The organism is Streptomyces sp. JLSY215, assembly GCF_059682825.1.
This window is the reverse complement of the sequence record NZ_CM185022.1, coordinates 3,288,673-3,311,758: the sequence shown is the minus strand read 5'-3', so window position 1 is coordinate 3,311,758 and position 23,086 is coordinate 3,288,673. Positions and strand designations below refer to the sequence as shown.

At 72.7% G+C, this 23,086-nt stretch carries 15 protein-coding genes; 8 read left to right on the top strand and 7 right to left on the bottom strand.

Annotated elements, in window-relative coordinates; all coding sequences use genetic code 11:
- Positions 1 to 92: 92 nt before the first annotated feature.
- Positions 93 to 3,728, bottom strand: a complete 3,636-nt coding sequence (locus AC5677_RS14730; protein ID WP_497195492.1) for a bifunctional glycosyltransferase/CDP-glycerol:glycerophosphate glycerophosphotransferase — start codon at positions 3,726 to 3,728, stop codon at positions 93 to 95.
- 234 nt (positions 3,729 to 3,962) lie between these two features.
- On the opposite strand from AC5677_RS14730, the gene AC5677_RS14725 reads away from it, so the two are divergent.
- Complete coding sequence (locus tag AC5677_RS14725; protein WP_497195491.1) at positions 3,963 to 4,661, top strand: class I SAM-dependent methyltransferase; 699 nt, start codon at positions 3,963 to 3,965, stop codon at positions 4,659 to 4,661.
- Between the two features lie 60 nt (positions 4,662 to 4,721).
- Here AC5677_RS14725 and AC5677_RS14720 read toward each other — a convergent pair whose 3' ends face one another.
- From AC5677_RS14720 to AC5677_RS14700, 5 genes are all read right to left on the bottom strand, one after another.
- Positions 4,722 to 5,672, bottom strand: coding sequence for a class I SAM-dependent methyltransferase (locus AC5677_RS14720; protein WP_497195490.1), 951 nt, complete (start codon positions 5,670 to 5,672; stop codon positions 4,722 to 4,724).
- 506 nt (positions 5,673 to 6,178) lie between these two features.
- The gene (locus AC5677_RS14715) at positions 6,179 to 7,093 is read right to left on the bottom strand and encodes a carbohydrate ABC transporter permease (protein WP_497195489.1); all 915 of its coding nucleotides are present in this window, start codon (positions 7,091 to 7,093) and stop codon (positions 6,179 to 6,181) included.
- On the bottom strand, positions 7,090 to 8,484 hold the full coding sequence (locus AC5677_RS14710) for a carbohydrate ABC transporter permease (protein WP_497195488.1): 1,395 nt from the start codon (positions 8,482 to 8,484) through the stop codon (positions 7,090 to 7,092). The genes AC5677_RS14715 and AC5677_RS14710 overlap by 4 nt, the downstream gene beginning before the upstream one ends.
- A 54-nt stretch (positions 8,485 to 8,538) precedes the next feature.
- Positions 8,539 to 9,906 carry an ABC transporter substrate-binding protein gene (locus tag AC5677_RS14705; RefSeq protein WP_497195487.1) on the bottom strand — a complete coding sequence of 456 codons (1,368 nt, stop codon included), beginning with the start codon at positions 9,904 to 9,906 and terminating at the stop codon, positions 8,539 to 8,541.
- A 262-nt stretch (positions 9,907 to 10,168) separates the two neighbouring features.
- Complete coding sequence (locus tag AC5677_RS14700) at positions 10,169 to 13,444, bottom strand: FHA domain-containing protein (RefSeq protein ID WP_497196624.1); 3,276 nt, start codon at positions 13,442 to 13,444, stop codon at positions 10,169 to 10,171.
- Positions 13,445 to 13,954: 510 nt separating this feature from the next.
- On the opposite strand from AC5677_RS14700, the gene AC5677_RS14695 reads away from it, so the two are divergent.
- The 4 genes from AC5677_RS14695 (at position 13,955) to AC5677_RS14680 (ending at position 19,506) form a co-directional block, all read left to right on the top strand.
- A complete protein-coding gene (locus AC5677_RS14695; RefSeq protein WP_497195486.1) occupies positions 13,955 to 15,607 on the top strand; it encodes a serine/threonine-protein kinase in 1,653 nt (550 codons plus the stop codon).
- 198 nt (positions 15,608 to 15,805) lie between these two features.
- Complete coding sequence (locus AC5677_RS14690) at positions 15,806 to 17,068, top strand: serine/threonine-protein kinase (protein ID WP_497195485.1); 1,263 nt, start codon at positions 15,806 to 15,808, stop codon at positions 17,066 to 17,068.
- A 107-nt stretch (positions 17,069 to 17,175) separates the two neighbouring features.
- On the top strand, positions 17,176 to 18,282 hold the full coding sequence (gene prfB / locus AC5677_RS14685) for a peptide chain release factor 2 (protein ID WP_497195484.1): 1,107 nt from the start codon (positions 17,176 to 17,178) through the stop codon (positions 18,280 to 18,282).
- Positions 18,283 to 18,633: 351 nt separating this feature from the next.
- Positions 18,634 to 19,506, top strand: a complete 873-nt coding sequence (locus tag AC5677_RS14680; protein WP_497195483.1) for an LPXTG cell wall anchor domain-containing protein — start codon at positions 18,634 to 18,636, stop codon at positions 19,504 to 19,506.
- 183 nt (positions 19,507 to 19,689) lie between these two features.
- Here AC5677_RS14680 and AC5677_RS14675 read toward each other — a convergent pair whose 3' ends face one another.
- A complete protein-coding gene (locus AC5677_RS14675) occupies positions 19,690 to 19,881 on the bottom strand; it encodes a hypothetical protein (protein ID WP_403510576.1) in 192 nt (63 codons plus the stop codon).
- 293 nt (positions 19,882 to 20,174) lie between these two features.
- On the opposite strand from AC5677_RS14675, the gene ftsE reads away from it, so the two are divergent.
- From ftsE to AC5677_RS14660, 3 genes are all read left to right on the top strand, one after another.
- A complete protein-coding gene (gene ftsE, locus AC5677_RS14670) occupies positions 20,175 to 20,864 on the top strand; it encodes a cell division ATP-binding protein FtsE (RefSeq protein WP_403510579.1) in 690 nt (229 codons plus the stop codon).
- A 32-nt stretch (positions 20,865 to 20,896) separates the two neighbouring features.
- The gene (ftsX, locus tag AC5677_RS14665) at positions 20,897 to 21,808 is read left to right on the top strand and encodes a permease-like cell division protein FtsX (RefSeq protein ID WP_497195482.1); all 912 of its coding nucleotides are present in this window, start codon (positions 20,897 to 20,899) and stop codon (positions 21,806 to 21,808) included.
- 68 nt (positions 21,809 to 21,876) lie between these two features.
- On the top strand, positions 21,877 to 23,070 hold the full coding sequence (locus tag AC5677_RS14660) for a S41 family peptidase (protein ID WP_497195481.1): 1,194 nt from the start codon (positions 21,877 to 21,879) through the stop codon (positions 23,068 to 23,070).
- Positions 23,071 to 23,086: the final 16 nt, after the last annotated feature.

Here is a 23,086-nt window from a genome sequence, read left to right as displayed (position 1 = left end):
CTGCACATGCTGTAACGACGAGAAGCCCGCACGATGCCGACATGGGCGCCATCACCTTCCCGCCGCGCCCCGCCCGCCGCCGCTTCCACGGCTCACCCCCCAAGCAGATCGGCCACCCGGGCCGCCGCACCCCCGTCGTCCCGGTGGCAGAAGGACCGCCGGAAGTCCGCATACGCCTCCGCGCCGGCCCGCGTGATGGCCGCCAGGTCACCCAGCGCATCGATCAGCTCACCGGTGGAGGTGAGCAGCGGACCGGGCACCCGCGCCTCGAAGTCCAGGGTGAAACCGCGCAGGGTGTCGCGGTAGTGCGGCAGATCGGGGGTCAGGAACAGCATCGGGCGGCCGGTGTTGGCGAAGTCGACGGCCAGCGACGAGTAGTCGGTGACCAGCACATCGGCGGCCAGAAGGAGCTCGGTGGCGTCGGGGTGGTCGGAGACATCGCGCGCGAAGGGGGCGAGGGCCGGCAGCCGGTCGGCCACCAGGGGATGGCTGCGCACCAGCAGGACGTGATCGTCGGCGAGGGCGCGGCGGGCCAGGCCGAGGTCGAGGGGGAGATGCAGGCGGTGGTGCGCGGCGTCGTAGGCGAGATCGTCGCGGAGGGTCGGGGCGTAGAGCACGACCGTGCGGCCCGGCTCGATACCCAGGCGCTCGCGTACGGCGGCGGCCCTTCGGTCGCGGTCCGGCGCCACCAGGGCGTCCGTCCGCGGCAGGCCGGACTCCAGGAGCTCGCCGCGGTAGCCGAGGGCGGAGCGCAGCACGGCGGTGCTGTGGGCGTTGGGGGACAGCAGAACGCTCCACTGGCGGCCCAGGCGCGGACGGGGCGCCAGATGGGCGAGCCCGCCGCAGACGGTGCCCGCCAGCCCCGCGCCGATCTGCTTGAGCGGGGTGCCGTGCCAGGTCTGGATGACGCGCTGGCCGTCGCGGCGCAGGAACCACCGCGGCAGATGGGTGTTGGTGACGATCCAGCGGCTGTGGGCCAGCGCACCGTGCCATTCGGCGCTGCCGACGACCACGGCGCGGGCCGAGTCCGGCACCGCGGCCTGCGCATCGCGCACCGCCCACAGATGCCGGACGTCCGCTCCCCGGCGCACCAGCTCCTCGTGCACCGCCCGCGGCGAGTCCCCGTACGCCCGGCCCCCGAAGCTGCTGTAGAGGACGGCCTCGCGCAGCGGGCGGCCCCGGTGCAGCGGGTAGTGCAGCTCGCGCAGCACCCGGCGGCGGTAGGGGCCGCGGTCGGTGGCGGGCAGCGCCGGACCCGCGGTCACGATCGCCTCGTCGTGGCGGTGCCGGTCGAGGGCGAGCGGCTTGCCGGCGACCGTACGGGAGGCGGGCAGACCCTCGAAGACCGAGGGCGCGAGGCGGACCGGGGCATCCAGCGGCGCGCCCTCCCCCGAACGGGACGGACCCCCCTCGCCCGGCTCGCGCAGATGCAGCGTCCAGCGGCCCTCGCGCAGCGGCCGCACGCCCGCGAGGGACGGCAGGGCGCCCAGCGGCAGCGCGCAGTGGAAGCGGTCCCCGTCGCGGGCGGCGGGGAACGCCGCCTCCCGCGCATGCGCCTCGTGCTTGAGGACCACCTCGGTGGCCGGCGGCGCGGCATCCGGCATCCGGCCCGCCACCAGCAGGGTGCCGTCCGCCCGCCACAGGACACGGTCCACATACGGCTGCGGGGTGCGGTCGTGGAGGACGAGGTTGCCGGCGGCGGTGGCCGCGACGACCAGCTCGCGGCCCTGCGGCAGCGGATGGCTCACCGGGGACAGGCAGGGCGAGCAGGCGATCGCGTCGGTGGTGCCGTCCGGCAGCACCAGCTCCGGGATCCAGGTCTCGGTGTGTACGGGCGCGACCGCCCGCGGCGCACCGTCCCGTCCCGGACGCGCGGCGGCCAGCGCATCGAGGTGTACGCGCAGGGTCAGGACGTCCTCGGACCGCGGCGCCTCCGACGGAGCCGCCTCATCCGACCGCGCATCCTCCGACCGCGCCGCCTCCACCGCCATGTCCGGCTCCCCGGCCCGGCCCGGCTCCACCGGAAACGTCACCACCGTGCCCGTCACCTGGTGCGTCAGCCGCAGCGCCACCGGCCGCGGACCGGGCGCCGACACGGTCAGGTCCAGGGCCTTGGCCGACGCGGCGGGCTGTCCGGCGAGCCGGCGCGTCCGGCGTTCGACCGACAGCCGCAGCCGCTCGCCGGCGTAGCGGGGAGCCACCCATACGCCGTCGGCGCCCGCCTCGTACGCGAGCGGCGCGGCACCCGAGCCGGTCTCCGCCGCCCGCAGCGCCGCCGCCCGCACCACACCCGCCGACGCGACGATCACCCCGACCGACCAGTCCCCCTCCTCCCAGCGCCCGCCCCGGCGCAGCCGGGCCGGATCGAGCGTGACCTCGAACCCCGCCCAGTCGTAACAGTGCTGCTCCTGGCCGGATTCGGCGGTCGCCTGCGGCATCGCCACCTGCCGCAGCGGCAGCAGGATCCGGCGCCGCCCCTGAGCGAGCACCATCGTCCGGAGATAGCTGCCCCGGGCGGCCGCCTCCAGGTTGCGGATGTACGCATAGCCGCGCAGCACCAGCGACCCCGCCCGCCACACCGCCTCCTGGACCCGGGCCCGTACGGGAAGATCCGTGCGGTCCAGCCGGGTCACGCCCGGCGGCAGCTCCAGCGGCGGGGTGAACGGCAGCACCGCCCGCTTGCGCAGCGGCGGGCCCGCCACCTCGAACCCGGCCGGATTACGGACCTCGTGCGCGAGCAGCGCCAGCAGATCCGCCAGCCGGCCGGCGCGGACCAGATACCAGCGCATCCGCAGCTCCACCGGGAGCGTGGGGAACAGCCGGGGATCGACCTGGGAGAGAAGGTCCCGGGCATCCTCCAGAAACGCGGTACGGCACTCCGGCGCGGCCGCCGGCAACGCCGCCACGAGGTCGAGCAGACCGTCCGTCAGCATCCACCGGTCGTACTCGCCCCGGTAGCCGTGCCGGCGGGGATGCGCCGGATCGGCGAGGAAGCGCCGGATTCCGGCCACCGCCGCGAACCGGTCTCGCACCTCCGCCACATCGAGCCGCCGGTGCCGCTGCGGACCCTCCGCGAGACGGTGGTGGACGACGTGTTCGCGACGGACGTCCACCGCCTCGGCCAGGAAATGCGCGGGCAGCGTCACCGCGGCGTCCTCGCACAACTCCCCTTCCGGGAAAGCGAAGGCATGGCGGTCCCAGAAGCTGCGACGGAAGACCTTGTTCCGGGCCAGGTGGTCGAAGAGCAGGGTGCGGTCCTCGGTGATGTGGGTGCGCAGCGCCGTGTCCCGCGCGGCCGGGTGAAGCCGGCACTGACTGCGGCCCGCCGCGCCCAGCCGGTAGACATTGCCGGTCGAGAAGTCGGCGCCGGACGTCTCCAGCACACCGGTCAGATCCTCGTACGCACGCGGCAGCAGCACATCGTCGGCGTCGACGAACGCCAGGTACTCGGTGCCCGGAAAGGCGTGCCGGGCACCGGCGTTGCGCGCCGCGCCGAGCGTGAGGACACCCCCCGGACGACGGACGGGAGGGCGGACGATCCGGAATCTGGGGTCCCGGTCGGCAATGGCACGGGCGACGGCGACGGGCTCCGCGGCGGTCTCCTCCACCAGCACCACATCCAGCTCGGTCAGCGTCTGGGCCGCCACCGACTCCAGGCACTCCTCCACATTCCGCTCCGGCCCCTCACTGCAAAGGACCGGGACGACCACGGTGAGCCGAGGCTTCATACGCGCGGACCTGCCTTTCCGAACACGTGCCGATCAGGCGAATCACGGGATTGCGGCGTTCAACTCGCCCGTCGGCGGCACGGTCACCGGATCTGCGCTGAAAGGGTGAGACGGCCGGGGCCCGCGCAGGGGCGGCGCGCCGCGCGGCACCCCGCAGCCTCCATGCCGTAGACCGTTGGGCAGCGTCATGGCGCCCCACGCGCCGTGTCCCCAGGGAAAGGTGACCGCGACCCGATGCCCGGCCGAACCGACAGCTCCGCCGCCACCGGCACGCCCGATGTACCCGCTCCCCAGGCGCGCGGTACCCGGCCCGCCAAAGGCGCCGGCACCGCACCACACGCCTCCACCGCACGCTTCCCGGCCGGGGAACGCACCGGCGCCGTACGGCCGTTGCCCTCCCCCGCTCATGGGCGACCCCCATGGCCCCGCTACCGTTGGCGGCTGCGCCGGACCGGCACCGGGCGGGTGCTGGACATCGGCTGCGGCGCGGGCGACACGCTCGCCGACTGTGCGCCCGGCAGCGTCGGCATCGACCACGACCCGCGCTCCGTCCACAAGTGCCGGGCCCGCGGGCTCACCGCCTACACGGCCGACACCTTCCTCGCGAGCCCGCACGCCCGACTCGGCTCCTTCGACGCGCTGCTGTGCGCACATGTGCTGGAGCATCTGGACGACGAGCAGGTCGAGGGCCTGCTGCGGGCCTACCTCCCCTACGTACGGCCGGGCGGCGGCGTCCTGTTGATCACCCCGCAGGAGGCCGGTCACCGCGCCGAGCCGGCCCCGGTCCGCTTCACCGACTTCACGCTGCTGCGCGCCTTCGCCGAGACGGCGGGGCTGGCCGTACGGCGCACGTACTCCTACCCGCTGCCGCGCGCCGCCGGGAAGCTGCTGCGGCGCAATGTGTTCGCGCTGGTGGGGCAGGTGCCGCGGTAGGGCGTACGGGCCGGGGCGGGGTGCTGCGCGGCACCCCGCCCCGGCCCGTACGCCCGTCGCTCAGCGGGTACGGGCCTTCCGGCGGGCGGAGACGATCGCCCGGGTGACGATCGGCGGCAGCACATCCAGCGCGACCTGGCGCAGCGCGCTGCGCCGCGGCCGGGGCGCCGGGCGGCTCGCGGACGCCTTCGGCGCCTGGGCGGCCGGACGCTCGGCCGGGCGCGGCACGGCCTTCGCCCGGTGCCGGGAGGCCGGCTGCGCGGGCTCCTTGGCGCCCTTGGCGCTCAGCCGGATCAGCGGGGCGTCATTGACGTACTGCACCTCGTGCCAGATGTCCTTACGGGACTGCAGCCACTCCAGCAGCGCCTTCTGCAGCGGCTCCGGGTCGCCCCACGTCCCGTAGAACTTGGTGCCGGTGATGCAGATGGGGCGCAGCCCCTCGTTCGCGACGGCCTGCCAGGTGGCGGCGGCCACCCCCGGGCAGTGCTCGGCGCGGTAGTCGTCCATGACGACCACGCCCTCCTCGGTGAGCAGCGACCGGACCGACAGGATGTCGCCGTGCACATGCTCGTACAGATGCGAGGCGTCGATATGGGCGAAGCGCACCGACTCGTCGGCGACATGGTCGCGGACGACGGAGCTGAGGCCCTGCACGATGGTGGGCAGCTCGTCATGGAACGAGAGGTAGTTGGCCTCGAAGGCACGGCGGGTCAAGGTCGCGTAGGACTTCTTCATCTCCTTGGAGTTGGAGGTGTCCTCGGCGGGTGAATCGAAGAGGTCGCAGACCGTGAAGCGCTCGTCGGCGCGCATCCGAGCGCCGATGAAAATGGCGCTCTTGCCCATGTACGCTCCCAGCTCGAGCAGGTCGCCCGAGACCGACCGGTCCCGCTGATGTGCGAGGAACCAGTCGAAGAGCAGCTGGTCGGCGGTGAAGAACCAGCCCTTCACGTCGGACAGCCGGGTGGGGCAGGGGAGTTGTTCGGCGCTCTTGTCTGCGGTGGGGGCAGTCATGTGCGGTCCGTCTCCAGACGGTCGGGAATCGATGGCGATGTGCGACACGTATGTGGATGTGCTTGGGGAGTATGTGCCGGCTTGTTCTGCCGTGGATGTGATGCCGGTGTGACGTCGATCTCAGCAAATCTGAACGAATTTGAACAGATCTGAGCGAATTTTGCTGGATCTTGGATCTTGCTTGACCTGGGCGGATCTGGGCTGATCGAGGCGGATCTGATGTGGGAGATGTCTGTTGTTATCGAAACGTCGGCCGCGGCCGCCGCTTCTCCTGTTGTAGATGCGGTCGGCGTGGGGGCCGGTTCCGCCTGGCACAACCCGAGCAGGGGTCGGGGCGCCGCCGCCCGGTACGCAAACCGCCCGAGCACGTCTACGCAGTGTCCACGACAAGGCCCCGGCACACCATGCGTTTCGCGGCACCGGCCGTCATCGGCCGTCATCCGCCGTCATGGTAGGGGGAAGGAAATGAACGGAAGATGGCGCGGGCCGCCCCGGCGCCGGACCGCCTATTTCACCGCGCCGGCCATCACACCGGAGACGAACTGCCGCTGGAAGGCGAAGAAGACGATCAGCGGCACCACCATCGACACGAACGCGCCCGGAGCGAGCACATCGATGTTGTTGCCGAACTGCCGCACCTCCTGCTGCAGCGCGACGGTGACCGGCGGATTCCCGCTGTCCGCGAAGATCAGCGCGATCAGCATGTCGTTCCACACCCACAGGAACTGAAAGATCCCCAACGAGGCGATCGCCGGCCCGCCCAGCGGCATCACGACCCGGGTGAACAGCCGCAGCTCGCCCGCCCCGTCCAGCCGCGCCGCCTCCAGCAGCTCGCGCGGGATCTCCGCGAAGAAATTCCGCAGCAGGAACACCGCGAACGGCAGCCCGAAGGCCGTATGGAAGAGGATCACCCCGGCCGTGGTCTCGAACAGCCCCACCGCGCCGAAGAGTTCGGCCACCGGAATCAGCGCCACCTGCACGGGCACGACCAGCAGCCCGACGACCACCATGAACCAGCCGTCCCGCCCGCGGAAGTCCATCCACGCGAAGGCATAACCGGCCAGCGACCCGATCACCACCACCAGCACCGTGGCCGGCACGGTGATCGCCGCGGTGGTCAGCAGCGAGCCCATCACCTTCTCGTTGCCCAGCAGCCGGCTGTAGTTGTCGAAGGTGATCTGGGCAGGCTTGGCGAAGACCTCCCACCACCCGGACTCGGCGATCTGCTGCGGGCTGCGCAGCGAGGACAGCAGCAGCCCGACGGTCGGCATCAGCCAGAACAGCGCGACCAGGATCAAGAAGATGCGCAGCGCGCCGCCACCGGTCCGGGCCGCGATACGGGTCGCCAGCGGCGCTTTGGCCGGTACGCGGCCGGCGCGGACCGGACGCTCGGCGGGGAGGGCCCCCTGCGTGGTCGTCATCGGCGACGCTCCTTCCGGATGCGCCGGAGATTGACGTACATCACCGGCAGCACGAGCAGCAGCAGGAATACGGCGATCGCGCTGCCCAGCCCCTCGTCGACGTCCGTACCGAACGACGACTGGAAGAGCTGAAGGGCAAGCACATTGGCGGACCGGATGCTGGAGCCCGGCGCAATGATGTAGACCAGGTCGAAGATCTTCAGCACATTGATCATGAGGGTGACCAGCACCACCACCAGGACGGGCGCCAGCAGCGGCACGGTGATCCGGCGGAAGACCTGCCATTCGCCCGCGCCGTCCACCCGCGCCGCCTCCAGCAGCTCGCGCGGCACCGCCGCCAGCCCCGCCGCGATCAGCACCATCGCGAAACCGGCCCACATCCAGACGTAGGAGCCGATGATGGCGGGGGTGACCAGCGTCGGGCCGAGCCAGTCGACGCCGCCGTAGGCCTCCGCGAAATTGGCCGCGGGCAGCCGCAGCCGGGCGCCGTCGGCCGCCTCCGCGGGCAGCGCGTACGTCCCGTCGGCGGCCGTCGTCGCCGAGGCGACCACCCTGCCGCCCTTGACCGCCTCGACCGTCAGGCCCGCCAGCGCCCGCTCCCGGCCGTCGATGACATTCGGCCGCCCGCCGCCACCGCGGGTGAAATCCAGCCAGACCGTGCCGGTGACCTTGCCCGGCCGCGGCTTCGCTGCGACGGCCGGTTTCGCGTCCCGCACATCGGCCTGCTGCACGGCCACCAGCGGCAGATCCACCGGCGCCGCGCCCGCCCCGGCGCGGACCACCGACCTGGTGGTGAACGCGCCGCCGCCGGACGGCCGCAGATCCGCGTTCGGCCGGGGCTTGGCGCCCGGGAACGGCGCGGGCTCGGCAAAGGTGTCATGCACCCCCACCCACACCGCATTGGCCACCCCGCGCTCCGGGTTCTGGTCGTAGACCAGCCGGAAGATGATGCCCGCCGCCAGCATGGAGATCGCCATCGGCATGAAGACGACCAGCTTGAAGGCGGTGCCCCAGCGGATCCGCTCGGTGAGCACCGCGAAGATCAGCCCCAGCGCCGTGGAGACGGTCGGCGCGACCACGACCCAGATGACGTTGTTCCGCAGCGCGGTACGGATCCCGTCGTCCGAGAACATCTCGCCGTAATTGCCCAGCCCCACAAAGCCGTTGCCGGACGCGTCGAAGAGGCTGCGGTAGACGGAGAAAACGATGGGATAGACGACCAGCGCGCCGAGCAGCACCAGCGCCGGCAGCAGAAAGGCGACCGCCATCCAGGAACGCGTCCCCGTGACGCTCCTCCGCTTACCGCCCGGCTTTTGCGCACTGCCAGGCGTACGTGTACCGGCAGGCGTATGCGTACTGCCCGAGGCCGCGGTGGCTGGTAACTCGCTCATCGTGACGGTCCCCCCGTCCGGTCGAGGCGGTCGGCGTCAGTGCCCGGACGGCGATCAGCGCCCGAACGATTTCGCGGCGTCCTTCTCCAGCTGCGCCTGCGTCCCCGCGACGTCCCCGGGATTCTTGAGGAAGTCCTGCAGGTCCTTCCACTCGCCCTGGCCCGGCTTGCCGCCGAAGGAGGCCGGCGCCTGGTCCGACATGTCGAACCGGAAGTCGTCGCCCGCCGCGATCAGCGCGCCCGCGATCTTGCGCATCACGCCATTGGCGTACGCCGCCTGGTCGAGCTCCTTGTTGGGCGAGATGAACCCGCCCGCCTGCGCCCAGATCTTGGCCGCGTCCGTCGACGCCAGGAACGTCAGCAGCGCCTGCGAGGCCTTGCTGTCCTTGAGCGCCACCGCCACATCGCCGCCGGTCACCACCGGGGACTTCGCGCCCACCGCAGGGAACGCGAAGACCTTGGCGTCGGTGCCGACCTTGGACTTGGTCTGGGAGATATTGGCCGCGGCGAAGTCGGCCGAGGAGACCATCGCGGCCTTGGGGGCGTCGCCGCCGCTGAACGTCTGCGTCACCGACGTCGGGAAGTCGGTCGCCAGGGCGCCGGAGCTGCCGCCCGCCAGCAGGTCCTTACGTCCGAAGAGCTGGCCCAGGGTGGTCAGCGCCTGCTTGACCGAGGGGTCCGTCCACTTGAGCTTGTGCTGTGCCAGCCGGTCGTACTTCTCGGGCCCCGCCTGCGAGAGATAGACGTTCTCGAACCAGTCGGTCAGCGTCCAGCCGTCCGCACCTCCCACCGAGACCGGCTCCACACCCGACTCGGAAAGCGTCTGCGCGGCCTTGAGGAAGCCCTTCCAGTCCTTGGGCTCCGCGACCCCCGCATTGTCGAACGCCTTGGCGTTGTACCAGACCAGCGACTTGTTGCTGGCCTTGAAATAGACGCCGTACGGGGTGCCCTTGTGGGCGCCCAGATCCCGCCAGCCCTTGGTGTAGTTCTTCGCGAGCTGCGCCCTGGCGGTGGCGCCGAGCGGCTTGAGCCAGCCCTTCTGCGCGAACTCGTTGAGCACGCCGACCTGCTGGAGCATCGCAATGTCCGGCGGACCGCCACCGGCGATCTTGGAACCGATGAAACCGGCCATGTCGTCGCCGCTCGGCACGAAGTCGACCTTGGCGCCGGTGCGCTTTTCGAACTCGTCCAGCACCTTGACGAAATTCTCCCGCTCCGGGCCCGTCCAGACCGCGGTGACCTGGAGTTTCTGGCCGTTGAGCCGGGGGAGCCGGACCGTGGGGGCAGTGCTTTTGCCCGTGCCGCCGCCGCCCGCGTCGTCCTTCGTCCCGCCGCTGCAGCCGGCCAGTGCGAGGGCGAGGGCCGCGGCCGCCGCCAGGGCGGTCGTGGCGCGTCCGGCCGTGCCGTCGAATCGTCTGCGCATCCCCGTAGCCCCTTATCGCTGCGCCTGCCGTGCGTGCGGTGGTGCCGTGCGGTGGTGGTGCGTGGTGCGGTGGTGCCGGTGCGCTGCCGCTCTCGCGGTGTGCCCGCGGCGTGCGACAGGTCTACGCCCGGATCTCCGGCGCCGCAATACCGCATCCGGCCTCAACTGACCTTTTGTGATGGGGCCGTTACGGGCGGGAGCGCCGGCGGGGGGCGTTACGGGCGGTGGGGCGGCCGCCCGTGCCGCCCACCGGCGGCGTGCCTCACACCAGGGGCGGCGCGGCGGGCGCCCCCAGGGACTGCCCGGCCCGCTGCAGCGCGCTGGCCAACAGGGCCAGGTCCGTGGGGCCGTTGCCCAGCTCGCGCAGCGGACGCCGGGCCGGCGGGTCTCCCATCCGCTGCCACTCCAGCGGGACGACCGTCGGCCGCAGGGTGGACGTACGGGGTATCCGGCCGGTCACCCGGCCCGCCTGGAACGGCGTCGAGGAGCCGTCCTCCGCCCGGTCCAGCCACCCGCGGCCCGGCGGCACCGGCTCGGACGGATCGGCCGGGACGCCCAGCCGGATGCGCAGACCGGCGCGTTCGCCGGTCGCGGTCTCCGCCGTGCGGTCCGGATGGCCGCTCGCGGCTATCAGATGGACGCCCAGCGCCGCACCGTCCCGGGCGACCGCCTCCAGGGCGCGCACCACGGAACCGGCGGCCGGCCGGCCCGTACTGCCCAGCGCCGGGGCCACCAGCGCATCGAAGTCGTCGACCAGCACGAACAGCCGCGGCATCGGCGGCACCTGCGGCTCGGTGTCCGGCGCCCCGCCGCGCGCCCGCAGGCGCAGGGTGCCCGTGCCGGACGGATCCGCCGGAGTGCCGCCGCCTCCTTCTTCCTTGCCGCGGCCGCGATTGCGGAGGGAGATCAGCTCCGGTGGTGTGTGACCGGGGGTGTCGCCGCCCTCGGCCGAGCGGCGCGGAGCGATGATCCGCGGCGCCGGGAGGTGCTTGGCGCGCCACTCGGCGAACGGCGTGCCGGCCAGTATTTCCGCGCGCCGTTTCAGCTCCGAGGACAGCGCCTGCGCGAACTCCCGCATCCGGACCGGGTCCGAGGCGGCCAGATACGTCGTGACATGCGGCAGGTCCGTACACATCCGCAGCCCCTCGCCGCGCTCGCTGCCGCCGCCGTCCACCAGGACCAGCGACAGCAGATCCGGGCGGTCCGCGGCGGCCAGCGAGGCGGCCAGCGAACGCATCAGCTCGGTCTTGCCGCTGGCCGCCGCGCCCTCCAGGAGGAGATGCGTGCCATCGGCGGCGAGGTCGGCGGCCAGCGGGCCGTGCGGGCCCGCGCCCAGCACCGCCGGGGCGGTGGGCCGGTCGGTGTCCAGGGCGGCGGCCCAGCGCGCCATCAGCGACGCGGGTGTGGCGCGGGCCAGCCCCAGCTCGTCCAGCAGCCGGGTCGCCTCGGGCAGCGGAACGGCCGCGCGGTGCACCTGGTGGCCGCCGGCCGTGGCCGTCGCCTCGGCCTCGCGCAGCGGCGCCAGCGCGCGGGCGAACCGCTCGGCCCAGGCGGCGGAGACCGCGTCCACCGCCGCCACCGTGCCGTTCGGTCCCGTACCGGGCTGCACGACCCGCAGCGCCGTGGCCACATCGCCGCTGAGCACCGCGACCGCCCCGCACTCGCCGAAGGCGGGCGACGCCTTCCGGGCGGCGTCGTACGTCGCGGCCAGCGGGAAGGCGGGGGACGCGGCGGGCGTCTCGGCCAGGCAGATCAGATGGATGCCGGCCGCCGGGCCGCCCGCCGCGAGCCGGGCCGCACTCTCGCGCAGCTCCGACGAGCCGAGATCGCCGTCCACGATCACGACGGTGAACGGGCCCTGGTGGCGGGCCGCGGCCGCGGCCACCTCGGCGCGGTCGGCGCTGGCCCAGTTGGGTCCGAGCGGGCCGTCGTCCAGGCGGCGCACCAGCTCGGCCGTACGGGCCGCGGCCTGCTCCTTGTCATAGGCGAGCAGCAGCCGGCAGTCCTGGCCGTGGGCCGGGCGGACATGCGGCAGCCAGCCGAGCCAGGACCAGTCGGCCACCCGCTCCTCGGCGCCGCGCCCCCGGTCCGTGGAGATCAGCACGATCTCGAGGGTGCCGGGGGAGTGCAGGGCGGCGAGCTGGGCGACGGCGGCGCGGGCCAGCCCGGCCAGCCGCTCGCGCGGCCCGGCCAGGCCCAGGGACCCCGCCCGGCGCAGCGCGACGGTGACCGGCACGGCGATCCGGCCGCCGCCCCTGCTGGTCGTGCCCAGCCGGACGGTCAGCGCATCGGCGTGCTCCTGGCCGCGCTCCCACAGGCGGGGGCCCGGCCCGAGCGCCGTCAAGAGGACGGCGGCGGCATCCGGCCAGCGTTCATGGGCGTCGGGCCCCTCCGCGCCCGACGGGCCCGGCCCGTACGCCGCGTCCGCCGCCTCGTCCGCCGGCTCCGGCGCCGCCTCGGCGTCGTCCGGCAGCTCGACGGCGGAGCGGCCGCCGGCCAGCCGTCGCGCCCAGGCGCCGATGCCGCCGCGGCGACCCGCCCTGGCGGTGTCGGCGGGCGCCAGCTGCTGCTGGCCGGCGTGCGTGCCGTCCGGTCCGTACTCCTGGTGGCCGTAGGCATCCGGGGCGGGCGCCTGCGCCGCGGCGGCCCACGGCCCGTCATCGGGTGCCGTACCGCGCAGCGGTGTGTCCCGGCGGTCCGGTCCGCTCTGCGGAGCGCGGGCCGCGGCGGGCGGAGCCGGGAAGGGCACGGCGACCGGGCTCTGGGCGCCGTACGGGACCTCCCGTGCGCCCGCCTCCCCGGACGGGCCCGGCGAGAACCGCGCCGCCGCCGTGACGGCCGCCGCCGCGTCCCTCGGGAGCCCCGCCGACGGCCCCGCCGCCACCCGCAGATGCCCCTCGCCGTCGGGGGTGGCGGGCAGCGCCGGATCCGGGGTGCCGGGGGAGGACTGCAGCCGCAGGGCGGACTCGCCGACCCGCAGCAGGGCGCCGGGGCGCAGCGGGGCGGGCCGTTCGCCGAGGTCGGTGCCGTCGACGGCGGTGCCGTTGGTGGAACGCAGGTCGGCGACGTACACCGAACCGTCCGGCTCGACCGTCACCGCGCAGTGCAGCCGGGAGACGTCCGGGTCGTCGAGGGGGACGTCCGCGTCGGCGGAGCGGCCGATGCGGATCTGGCCGCCGTGCAGCAGATGGACGCCGCCGGCATCCGGCCCCGAGACCACGCGCAGCCGGGCCGGGCCGTGCGGCAGGCCGTGCGCCGGGGCGGGGCCGGGGCCCTGGAGGGCGAGCACCGCGCCGTCGATCAGCGGCGGCTCGCCGATCGCCGCACGCTGCGGATCGAGGCGTTCGTTGCCCGCGTAGAGCACAACGGGGCCGCCGCCCGCGCCGCCGCCCACATCCGCGCCCGAGCCGGCCACGGACGCCGCGAGGGAGCCCGCCACCGAGGCCAGCGCGGTCCCGGCGGGAGCCGTCACGAGCACGTCGCAGGCGCGTGTGGTGTGGCCGCTGCGCGGCCCGAGGACGGTCAGCCGGATCTGCATCGCCGTCAACGGTCCCTTCTGCCGGGAATCCGGCAGGGGCTCGTTCACCCCCCGCCGCGCCCGAGCACGTCGGCACGTACAAGTCCCAAGCGCACGTCGCGACGGAGAGCGCGCGCCCCCACCACAATGCGTGCTGGGGGCATCCTCGCACCTGCCACTGACAACACGCCCGCCGACCGCCGCTTGGTGATCTTGATTGGTCTTCTAAGGGCGAAAAAGTGCCGGCTTGCGCGCGCTGAACGGCCTGAATTCGACCGCCGTGGTCAGCCTCCGCAGCCGCCGGGACGGCCGTGACAGGGCCGCCGCGCACCTCCGCGGACGGCCGGTGGCAACCATCCGGCCGGATCCCGCGTCTTCCCCACAAGCCTCCACCGGCCTGGTCCGGCGCCGGGCCGCGGATTTTGCCCGACGGCCTACAGTGGGTCGGACGGCCGTGAGGTTGGCCATGATCGCCCACAAGCGCCTGACCCGGCGGGCCAGGCAGAAGATCCACGACAGGGAGCGCATGACGTGCGGCCGGTAGGCAGCAAGTACCTGCTCGAGGAGCCGCTGGGACGCGGCGCCACGGGCACCGTCTGGCGTGCCCGCCAGCGGGAGACGGCGGGCGCGGAAGCCGCCGTGGCCGGCGAGCCCGGCGAGACCGTCGCGATCAAGGTCCTCAAGGAGGAGCTGGCGAACGACGCGGACGTGGTGATGCGCTTCCTGCGGGAGCGCTCCGTCCTGCTGCGGCTCACCCACCCCAACATCGTCCGCACCCGCGACCTCGTTGTGGAGGGCGATCTGCTCGCCCTGGTCATGGACCTGGTCGACGGCCCCGACCTGCACCGCTACCTCCGCGACAACGGCCCCTTCAGCCCGGTCGCGGCCTCCCTGCTCACCGCGCAGATCGCCGACGCCCTGGCGGCCAGCCATGCCGACGGCGTCGTCCACCGCGACCTCAAGCCCGCCAACGTCCTGCTCGCCGGCTCCGACGGCAGCAGCGAGATGCACCCGATGCTGACCGACTTCGGCATCGCCCGCCTCGCCGACTCCCCGGGCCTGACCCGCACCCATGAATTCGTCGGCACCCCCGCCTATGTGGCGCCGGAGTCAGCCGAGGGCCGCCCGCAGACCTCCGCCGTGGACATCTACGGCGCCGGAATCCTGCTCTACGAGCTGGTCACCGGCCGCCCGCCGTTCGCCGGGCAGACCGCCCTGGAGGTGCTGCACCGCCACCTGAGCGAGGAGCCGCGCCGCCCCAGCACGGTGCCCGAGCCGCTGTGGACGGTGATAGAGCGCTGTCTGCGCAAGCGCCCGGAGGAGCGCCCCAGCGCCGAGAACCTCGCCCGCGCGCTGCGCACCGTCGCGGCCGGCGTCGGCGTGCACGCCACCCCGGCGGAGGCCGAGGCCGCCCTCGGTGTCGCCGCGCTGCTCGCCCCCGACCCGGCGCCCGCCCCCGTCCCCGGTACGGCCCCCGACGGCGGCCAGGGCACCGGCGACGCCGACCCCACCCAGGTGCTGCCCTCCAACGCCGCCTCGTACGACCCGGCCGCCGCCACCAGCGTGCTGCCCTCCACTGGCGCACCCGGCGCCCAGGGCTACGGCCAGGGAGGCGCCGACCCCACGCGGGCGATGCCCCCGATGCCCATGGGCGCCCCCGGCGGCCCCCAGGAGCCCGAGGGTCCGCACCCTTGGGAGTCCCAGCTGCGCGCCGCCCGCGACCGCAACGAACAGACCCAGGTGCAGTACCTGGACCCGAACGACGACCCGCTGCGCCGACGCCCCCAGCGCCGCCCGGCGGGCCCCCAGCAGCCCCCGCCGCCGCAGTACCGCCAGCAGCAGCCGCCGCCGTACGAGCGGCAGCAGCGCCAGGCACCGCAGCGCCGGCAGGAGCCGCCGCCGCAGCGCTACGAGCCGCAGCGCCCGCCCGCCCCGGAGCCCCGGCCCCGCCGCGAGCCCCGCCCGCGCAGCGCCAACCCCATGAAGATCCCGGGCCTGGGCTGCCTCAAGGGCTGCCTGTTCACCCTGCTCATCCTGTTCGTGGCGAGCTGGCTGATCTGGGAGCTGACCCCGCTCCAGGAGTGGATCGGCACGACCAAGGGCTTCTTCGCCCAGATCGGGGAAATCTTCACCACCGTGAAGGACTTCGTCGACGGGCTGGGCGGCAACGGCAGCGGGGCCTGACCCCGGCCGGGCCGCCGCGCCCGCCGGCGCCCCCGCTGCCGATCATGTTGTTGATTTGTCGATTTCTGATGGGCGATTTCGCGCACATAGGTGAAGGATGCGGCTGTCGGGGGCACTGAACCCCTCGGCATCCGCGTAGCTTTGACGCCAACTTCAGCCCCCGCGGGACGCTCGGGGGCCCGACACGTCGGAGCAGTCTTGGCACGGAAGATCGGCAGCCGGTACACCGCTCACCAGATCCTGGGGCGCGGCAGTGCGGGCACGGTATGGCTGGGCGAGGGTCCCGAAGGGGCCGTGGCCATCAAGCTGTTGCGTGAGGATCTCGCCTCCGACCAGGAGCTCGTCGGCCGCTTCGTGCAGGAGCGTACGGCGCTGCTGAGCCTGGAGCACCCGCATGTCGTCGGAGTCCGCGATCTCGTCGTCGACGGCAACGACCTGGCACTGGTCATGGACCTCGTACGGGGCACGGACCTGCGCACCCGCCTGGAGCGCGAGCGACGGCTGGCCCCGGAGGCCGCCGTCGCCATCGTCGCCGACGTCGCCGACGGCCTCGCCGCCGCGCACGCCGAACGCATCGTGCACCGCGACGTCAAGCCCGAGAACGTCCTCCTGGACATGCAGGGCCCGCTCGGCCCCGGTGGTGCGCACCCCGCGCTGCTCACCGACTTCGGCATCGCCCGCCTGGTGGACTCGCCGCGCACCACCCGCACCACCAAGGTCATCGGCACCCCCGACTACCTCGCCCCCGAAATCATCGAGGGCCTGCCGCCGCGCGCCTCCGTGGACGTCTACGCGCTGGCCACCGTCCTGTACGAGCTGCTCGCCGGCTTCACCCCCTTCGGCGGCGGGCACCCCGGCGCCGTACTGCGCCGCCATGTCACCGAGAGCGTCGCCCCGCTGCCCGGCATCCCCGACGAACTGTGGCAGCTGCTGCTCCAGTGCCTGGCCAAGGCCCCCGCCTCCCGGCTGCGCGCCCCCGAGCTCGCCGCCCGGCTGCGCGAGCTGCTCCCGGGCCTGGCCGGCATCCCGCCGCTGGACATCGACGAGCCCGAGGGCGAGCAGCCGGAGCACGACCCGGAGGGCGCCCCCGCCACCGCGTCCCGCGACTATCCGCCGCCGGCCCAGGCCGAGGACACCCCGCCGCGCGGCGCGGTCCCGCTGGTCCAGGGCGCGGCGCCGGACTCCAACCGCGACACGCACACCAGCATGCGCGTCCCCGGCCCCGACGAGCTCGCGGGCGGCGCGCACGGCACCGCCCGTACGCCCAGGGTCGCCGGCCAGCGCCGGGCCGGCTCGGCGCGGAACCGCTCGGCCCCGGAGGCGGTGCGCCGCCGCCGGATCAGGCTCGGCGCGGCGGCCGCGGCGGTGCTCGCCGCGGCCGGCCTCGGCGGCTGGCTGGCCTCGGGCGACGACGACCCGGGCGACGCCCGGCCCGGCGTCCACCAGCCCGACGCGCCCTGAGCGCCCCATGATCGCCACCGGACCCTCCGGGCCCCGCGACCGCGGGCCCGGAGGTCCGACCGCCCCGGCCGGGACACACTGTCGGCGGTAGCCGTTAGGCTGGGTGCGTGGCAGTCGTCGATGTATCCGAAGAGCTGAAGTCCCTCTCCTCGACCATGGGGTCGATCGAGGCCGTCCTGGACCTCGACAAGATGAGGGCCGATATCGCCGTGCTCGAGGAGCAGGCCGCGGCGCCGTCCCTGTGGGACGACGTGGAGAACGCACAGAAGATCACCAGCCAGCTGTCCTACCTCCAGGGCCAGCTGCGCCGGGCCGATGAGCTGCGGACCCGGGTCGACGATCTCGAGGTGCTCTTCGAGCTGGCCGAGGCCGAGGACGACGAGGACGCCCGCGGCGAGGCCGAGGCGGAGCTCGAGGCCGTCCGCAAGGCGGTCGACGAGCTCGAGGTCCGCACGCTGCTGTCGGGCGAGTACGACGCCCGCGAGGCGCTGGTCAACATCCGCGCCGAGGCCGGTGGCGTGGACGCCGCCGACTTCGCCGAGAAGCTCCAGCGGATGTATCTGCGCTGGGCCGAGCGCCACGGCTACAAGACCGAGCTGTACGAGACCTCGTACGCGGAAGAGGCCGGCATCAAGTCGACCACCTTCGCCGTCCAGGTTCCCTACGCCTACGGCACCCTCTCCGTCGAGCAGGGCACGCACCGCCTGGTGCGGATCTCGCCGTTCGACAACCAGGGCCGCCGCCAGACCTCCTTCGCGGGCGTCGAGGTGCTGCCCGTCGTCGAGAAGACCGACCACGTCGAAATCGACGAGTCCGATCTACGGGTGGACGTCTACCGTTCCTCCGGCCCCGGCGGCCAGGGCGTGAACACCACGGACTCCGCGGTCCGGCTGACGCACCTTCCCACCGGCATCGTCGTCTCCTGCCAGAACGAACGCTCGCAGATCCAGAACAAGGCCTCGGCGATGAACGTCCTCCAGGCCAAGCTGCTGGAGCGCCGCCGCCAGGAGGAGCAGGCCAAGATGGACGCCCTCAAGGGCGACGGCGGCAACTCCTGGGGCAACCAGATGCGTTCGTACGTCCTGCACCCCTACCAGATGGTCAAGGACCTGCGCACGGAGTTCGAGGTCGGCAACCCCTCCGCGGTTCTGGACGGCGACATCGACGGGTTCCTGGAAGCCGGCATCCGCTGGCGCAAGCAGCAGGAGAAGTAGCCGCCCGGCCCCCAGGTGCCGGATCCGAGCCCGGATACACGGCGGACCTGATGCCCGGACAACTGTCTTCCTCGGGGAGGCAGTTGTTTCGCTTCGGCGGTTTGGTCACAGTCGTATGTCCATGTACCACCCAACACCCAGCAATTCGGGCATCCGGACTTTATTCGACCTTGACGATGTTGGCCGAACTGGGAAGGCTGGACGCGGCATGCGTATGTCTGGGGCGCGTGTATGAACGGGGAGATGAGTGGCCCGCCCACTGTGCGGGGCCGTGACTCGCGTACCCCCATCGGAACTCGCCCCGTACAGCGGTGCTCCAATGACGAGTTCAGCTACTGGGGGTAGCAGTACATGACGAAGAAGACGCGGCTGCGCGTAGCGCGCATTGCAGCCGGTGCGGTGATCGCGGCGGGTGCGTCGCTCACCGCGGCCGGCGTCGCCTCCGCGGCGCCGACGGACCAGAGCCAGAGCGCTGGCGACAACTGCAGCCCGCTCGACCCGCTGCACTGGTTCTGCGACGACACCGGCGGCGGTGACTCCACCGGCGGTGACACCGGCGGCGACACCGGTGGTGACACGGGCGGCTCCGACGACGGCGGCCTGATCACCGGCGGCACCGACACCGGCGGCACGGACGACGGCGGCACCGACAACGGTGGCACCATCGACGGCGGCACCGACAACGGCGGCCAGGACAACGGCGGCCAGGACGGCGGCCAGGACAACGGCGGCCAGGACAACGGTGGCCAGACCGGCGGTCACGACAACGGCGGTCAGAACGGCGGCCAGGACAACGGCGGCCAGGACGGCGGCCACGACAACGGCGGCCAGAACGGCGGCCAGACCGGCGGTCACAGCACCGGTGGTCAGAACGGCGGCCAGGACGGCGGTCAGAACGGCGGTCAGAACGGCGGCCAGAACGGCGGCCAGACCGGCGGTCACAGCACCGGCGGCGGCGACAACGGTGGTGGCGACAGCACCGGCACCGGCACCGACAACGAGGGCTCCAAGCCCATCGAGCAGCCGGGCCAGGGCAAGGAGGGGATGTCCAACACCCCCGGCCAGGCCAAGCAGCAGGCCAAGGGCGGCGAGCTGGCGGAGACCGGTTCCTCCGGTACCACCTTCCTGCTCATCGGCGCGGCGACGATGATCGCGGGCGGTGTCGGCTTCCGTATGCTGCCCCGTCTGATCAACAAGAACGACGGCGGCGCGGCCGCGGCCTGACGCTGACAGGCGCACAACGAAGGGCCCGGGGTGCATCGGCACCCCGGGCCCTTCCGTGTCCACCCCGGCATACCCGCCGGTACGTATGCAACTCGTCGCACTGGGTGACGTCACGCGATCCGCCCGACGCCCCCGGCGACCCGCCGCCCTTGCCGCGTACCGGCCCCGGCGGGTCCGGACGGATCAGACGGCCTGGTGGAGCAGCACCGCGACCGCGATCAGCGCGATCAGCAGGGCCACCAGCGCCACGGGGCTGAGCTGGCCGAATATGCCCTCTTGCTGCTGGAGCCGTTCCCTGCTGGCCCGGCACACAGGGCAGCGGCCCTCGCTCACAGGGGCCGCGCAATTGGCGCACACCAATCGGTCGTACGTCATGCGACCTCCTTCTTCACTGCGTCAACGCACCGGAGGGCGCATTGGTTCCCTCTACCACTGTGCCAGCTTCCGGCCGGAACGGCGCGCCCCGCGAAATTGTGCGCCTTTTGCCCGCTCCCGTTACCGCGGCGGGCCACCCGGATGCCGAGATTGTCCGGCTAGATGCCGTGAATAAACGCACCAACCCCCGGCGGCGACTACGCCGCAACACCAGGTTCGCGTATGGTCACGCACACCGACGGGAGCCGCAACACGGCAAACCGTGCCCCTACCCAGTCGACCGTGGTGCATCAGTGATCCGATTCGACAACGTCTCCAAGACCTACCCGAAGCAGAGTCGCCCCGCCCTCAGGGATGTCTCCCTGGAGATCGAACGTGGCGAGTTCGTCTTCCTGGTGGGTTCCTCGGGCTCCGGTAAGTCCACCTTCCTGCGGCTGCTCCTGCGCGAGGAGCGCGCCAGCCATGGCGCCGTGCACGTACTGGGGAAGGACCTCGCGAAGCTGTCCAACTGGAAGGTCCCGCAGATGCGGCGCCAGGTGGGCACCGTCTTCCAGGACTTCCGGCTGCTCCCCAACAAGACGGTGGGGCAGAACGTTGCCTTCGCCCTCGAGGTCATCGGCAAGCCGCGCGGCCAGATCCGCAAGACGGTGCCCGAGGTCCTCGAACTCGTCGGCCTCGGCGGCAAAGAGGACCGGATGCCCGGTGAACTCTCCGGCGGTGAGCAGCAGCGCGTCGCCATCGCGCGGGCCTTCGTCAACCGCCCGATGCTGCTCATCGCGGACGAGCCCACCGGCAACCTCGACCCGCAGACCTCGGTCGGCATCATGAAGCTGCTGGACCGGATCAACCGGACCGGTACGACGGTGGTCATGGCCACCCACGACCAGCAGATCGTCGACCAGATGCGCAAGCGGGTCATGGAACTCGAAAAGGGCCGGCTCGTACGCGACCAGTCGCGTGGCGTGTACGGCTACCAGCACTAAGCGTGTACGGCCCCCAGCACTGAAAGGACGCCATGCGCGCCCAGTTCGTCCTGTCGGAGATCGGAGTCGGTCTCCGCAGAAACCTCACGATGACCTTTGCCGTCATTGTCTCCGTGGCCCTCTCGCTGGGCCTGTTCGGCGCCTCCCTGCTGATGCGCGACCAGGTCAGCACGATGAAGGGCTACTGGTACGACAAGGTCAACGTCTCCATCTTCTTCTGCAACAAGAACGACGCCGAGACCGGCGCCAACTGCGCCAAGGGCGCGGCCACCCAGCAGCAGAAGAATGACATCCTGACCGAACTGAACAATCTGACGATCGTGCAGAAGGTGCAGCACGAGACCAGCGACCAGGCGTACAAGCACTACAAGGAGCAGTTCGGCGACACGCCCGTCGCCGGACTGGTCACGCCCGACCAGCTGCCGGAGTCCTACCGGGTCAAGCTCAAGGACCCCACGAAGTACGACGTCATCAAGTCGGCGTTCTCCGAGCGGCCCGGCGTCCAGGAGGTGCAGGACCAACGCGACACCGTTGAGCCGCTGTTCAACCTCCTCAACGGCATGAACATCGCCGCGCTGTGTGTGATGGGCCTGATGCTCGTCGTTGCGCTGATGCTGATCGTCAACACCGTCCGGGTGTCGGCGTTCAGCAGGCGGCGGGAGACCGGGATCATGCGGCTGGTGGGCGCCTCCAGCTTCTACATCCAGATGCCGTTCATCCTGGAGGCCGCCATCGCGGGCCTGCTCGGCGCCGCCTTCGCGTGTGTGCTGATCGTCGGCGGCAAGGCCATCCTCATCAACAACTGGCTGGCCCAGAAGATTCAGGTGATCAACTTCATCGGCTGGGACTCGGTGGTGCAGGTGCTGCCGCTGGTCCTGCTGATCGGGCTGCTGATGCCCGCGCTCGCCGCGTTCTTCGCGCTGCGCAAGTACCTCAAGGTGTGAGGTTTGCCAAGGGGCGCCGTACGGTCAACTCACCGTACGGCGCCTCTTTGTCCCCTAGACTCACCGGCATGTCGGGCCCGTGTTCGTACGACCGGCCCCGCCGCATTTGCCGCGGGGCGGCCCTGACGTTGATCTTCGCGAGTGTGCTCGCCACGGGTGTGGCGACCGGCACTTGGGGCGACCGGGCCGAAGGCGCGCCGGGATCCGCCGGTGCGGTGCCCGCCGCGGCGGCCGCCGGCAAGAGCCGCACCGCCGACCGCGCGGCCGTCGAACGCGCCGCGGCCGAGGCCATGGCGGACGGCAAGTCCGGCTCACAGGCCGCCGCCGAGGTGGTCAGCCGCAGCGGCGACCGCTGGTCGACGATCTACACCCCCGGCGAGTTCAAGGACTTCCAGCAGCAGTTGGGCGGCTCCTACGTCGGCGTCGGCCTGTGGGTACGCCAGGCCGACGGTGGCCGGATCAAGGTGGGGCGGGTCCAGCCGGGCAGTCCCGCGGAGCGCGCCGGGATCGCCGTCGGCGACGGTCTGCGCGCCATCGACGGCCGGGCCGTCAGGGGCCGGCCGGTCACCGAGATCGTCGCCCGGCTGCGCGGCGAACCCACCGAGGGCGCCGGCACCCCCGTGGAGCTGGACCTCGAGCGCGGCCTCCGCCACTGGCGTACGACCCTGCACCGCACCCGTCTGAGCAGCCAGAACGTCACCGTTGTGCGTCCCGCCGGGCCACATGGCCCCACGCGTGTCAAGGTCGCCGCGTTCTCCCAGGGCACCGGCGAGGCGGTCCGCCGGGCGGTGCGCGGTGCCGCGCCGCGCGGCGGCCTGATCCTCGATCTGCGGGGCAACACCGGCGGCCTGGTCACCGAGGCCGTCTCCGCCGCCTCCGCTTTTCTGGACGGCGGACTGGTCGCCACCTACGACGTCCGCGGCAGCCAGCGCGCCCTGTACGCCGACGGCGGCGGCAACACCCGCATCCCCCTGGTCGTGCTCGTCGACGGCGGCACGATGAGCGCCGGCGAACTGCTGGCCGGTGCCCTCCAGGACCGCGGCCGGGCGATCGTCGTCGGTTCCCCGACCTTCGGCAAGGGGTCGGTCCAGATGCCCAGCCGCCTCCCCGACGGCTCGGTCGCCGAGCTCACCGTCGGCCATTACCGCACCCCGTCGGGCCGGGCCGTCGACGGCCGGGGCATCAGCCCCGACCTGATCGCCGAGGACGGTGCCGAGAGTCGGGCCAAGACAGTATTGACTGGCCTCGGACCCCCCTCGTAGTGCGAAAATGGCCGCA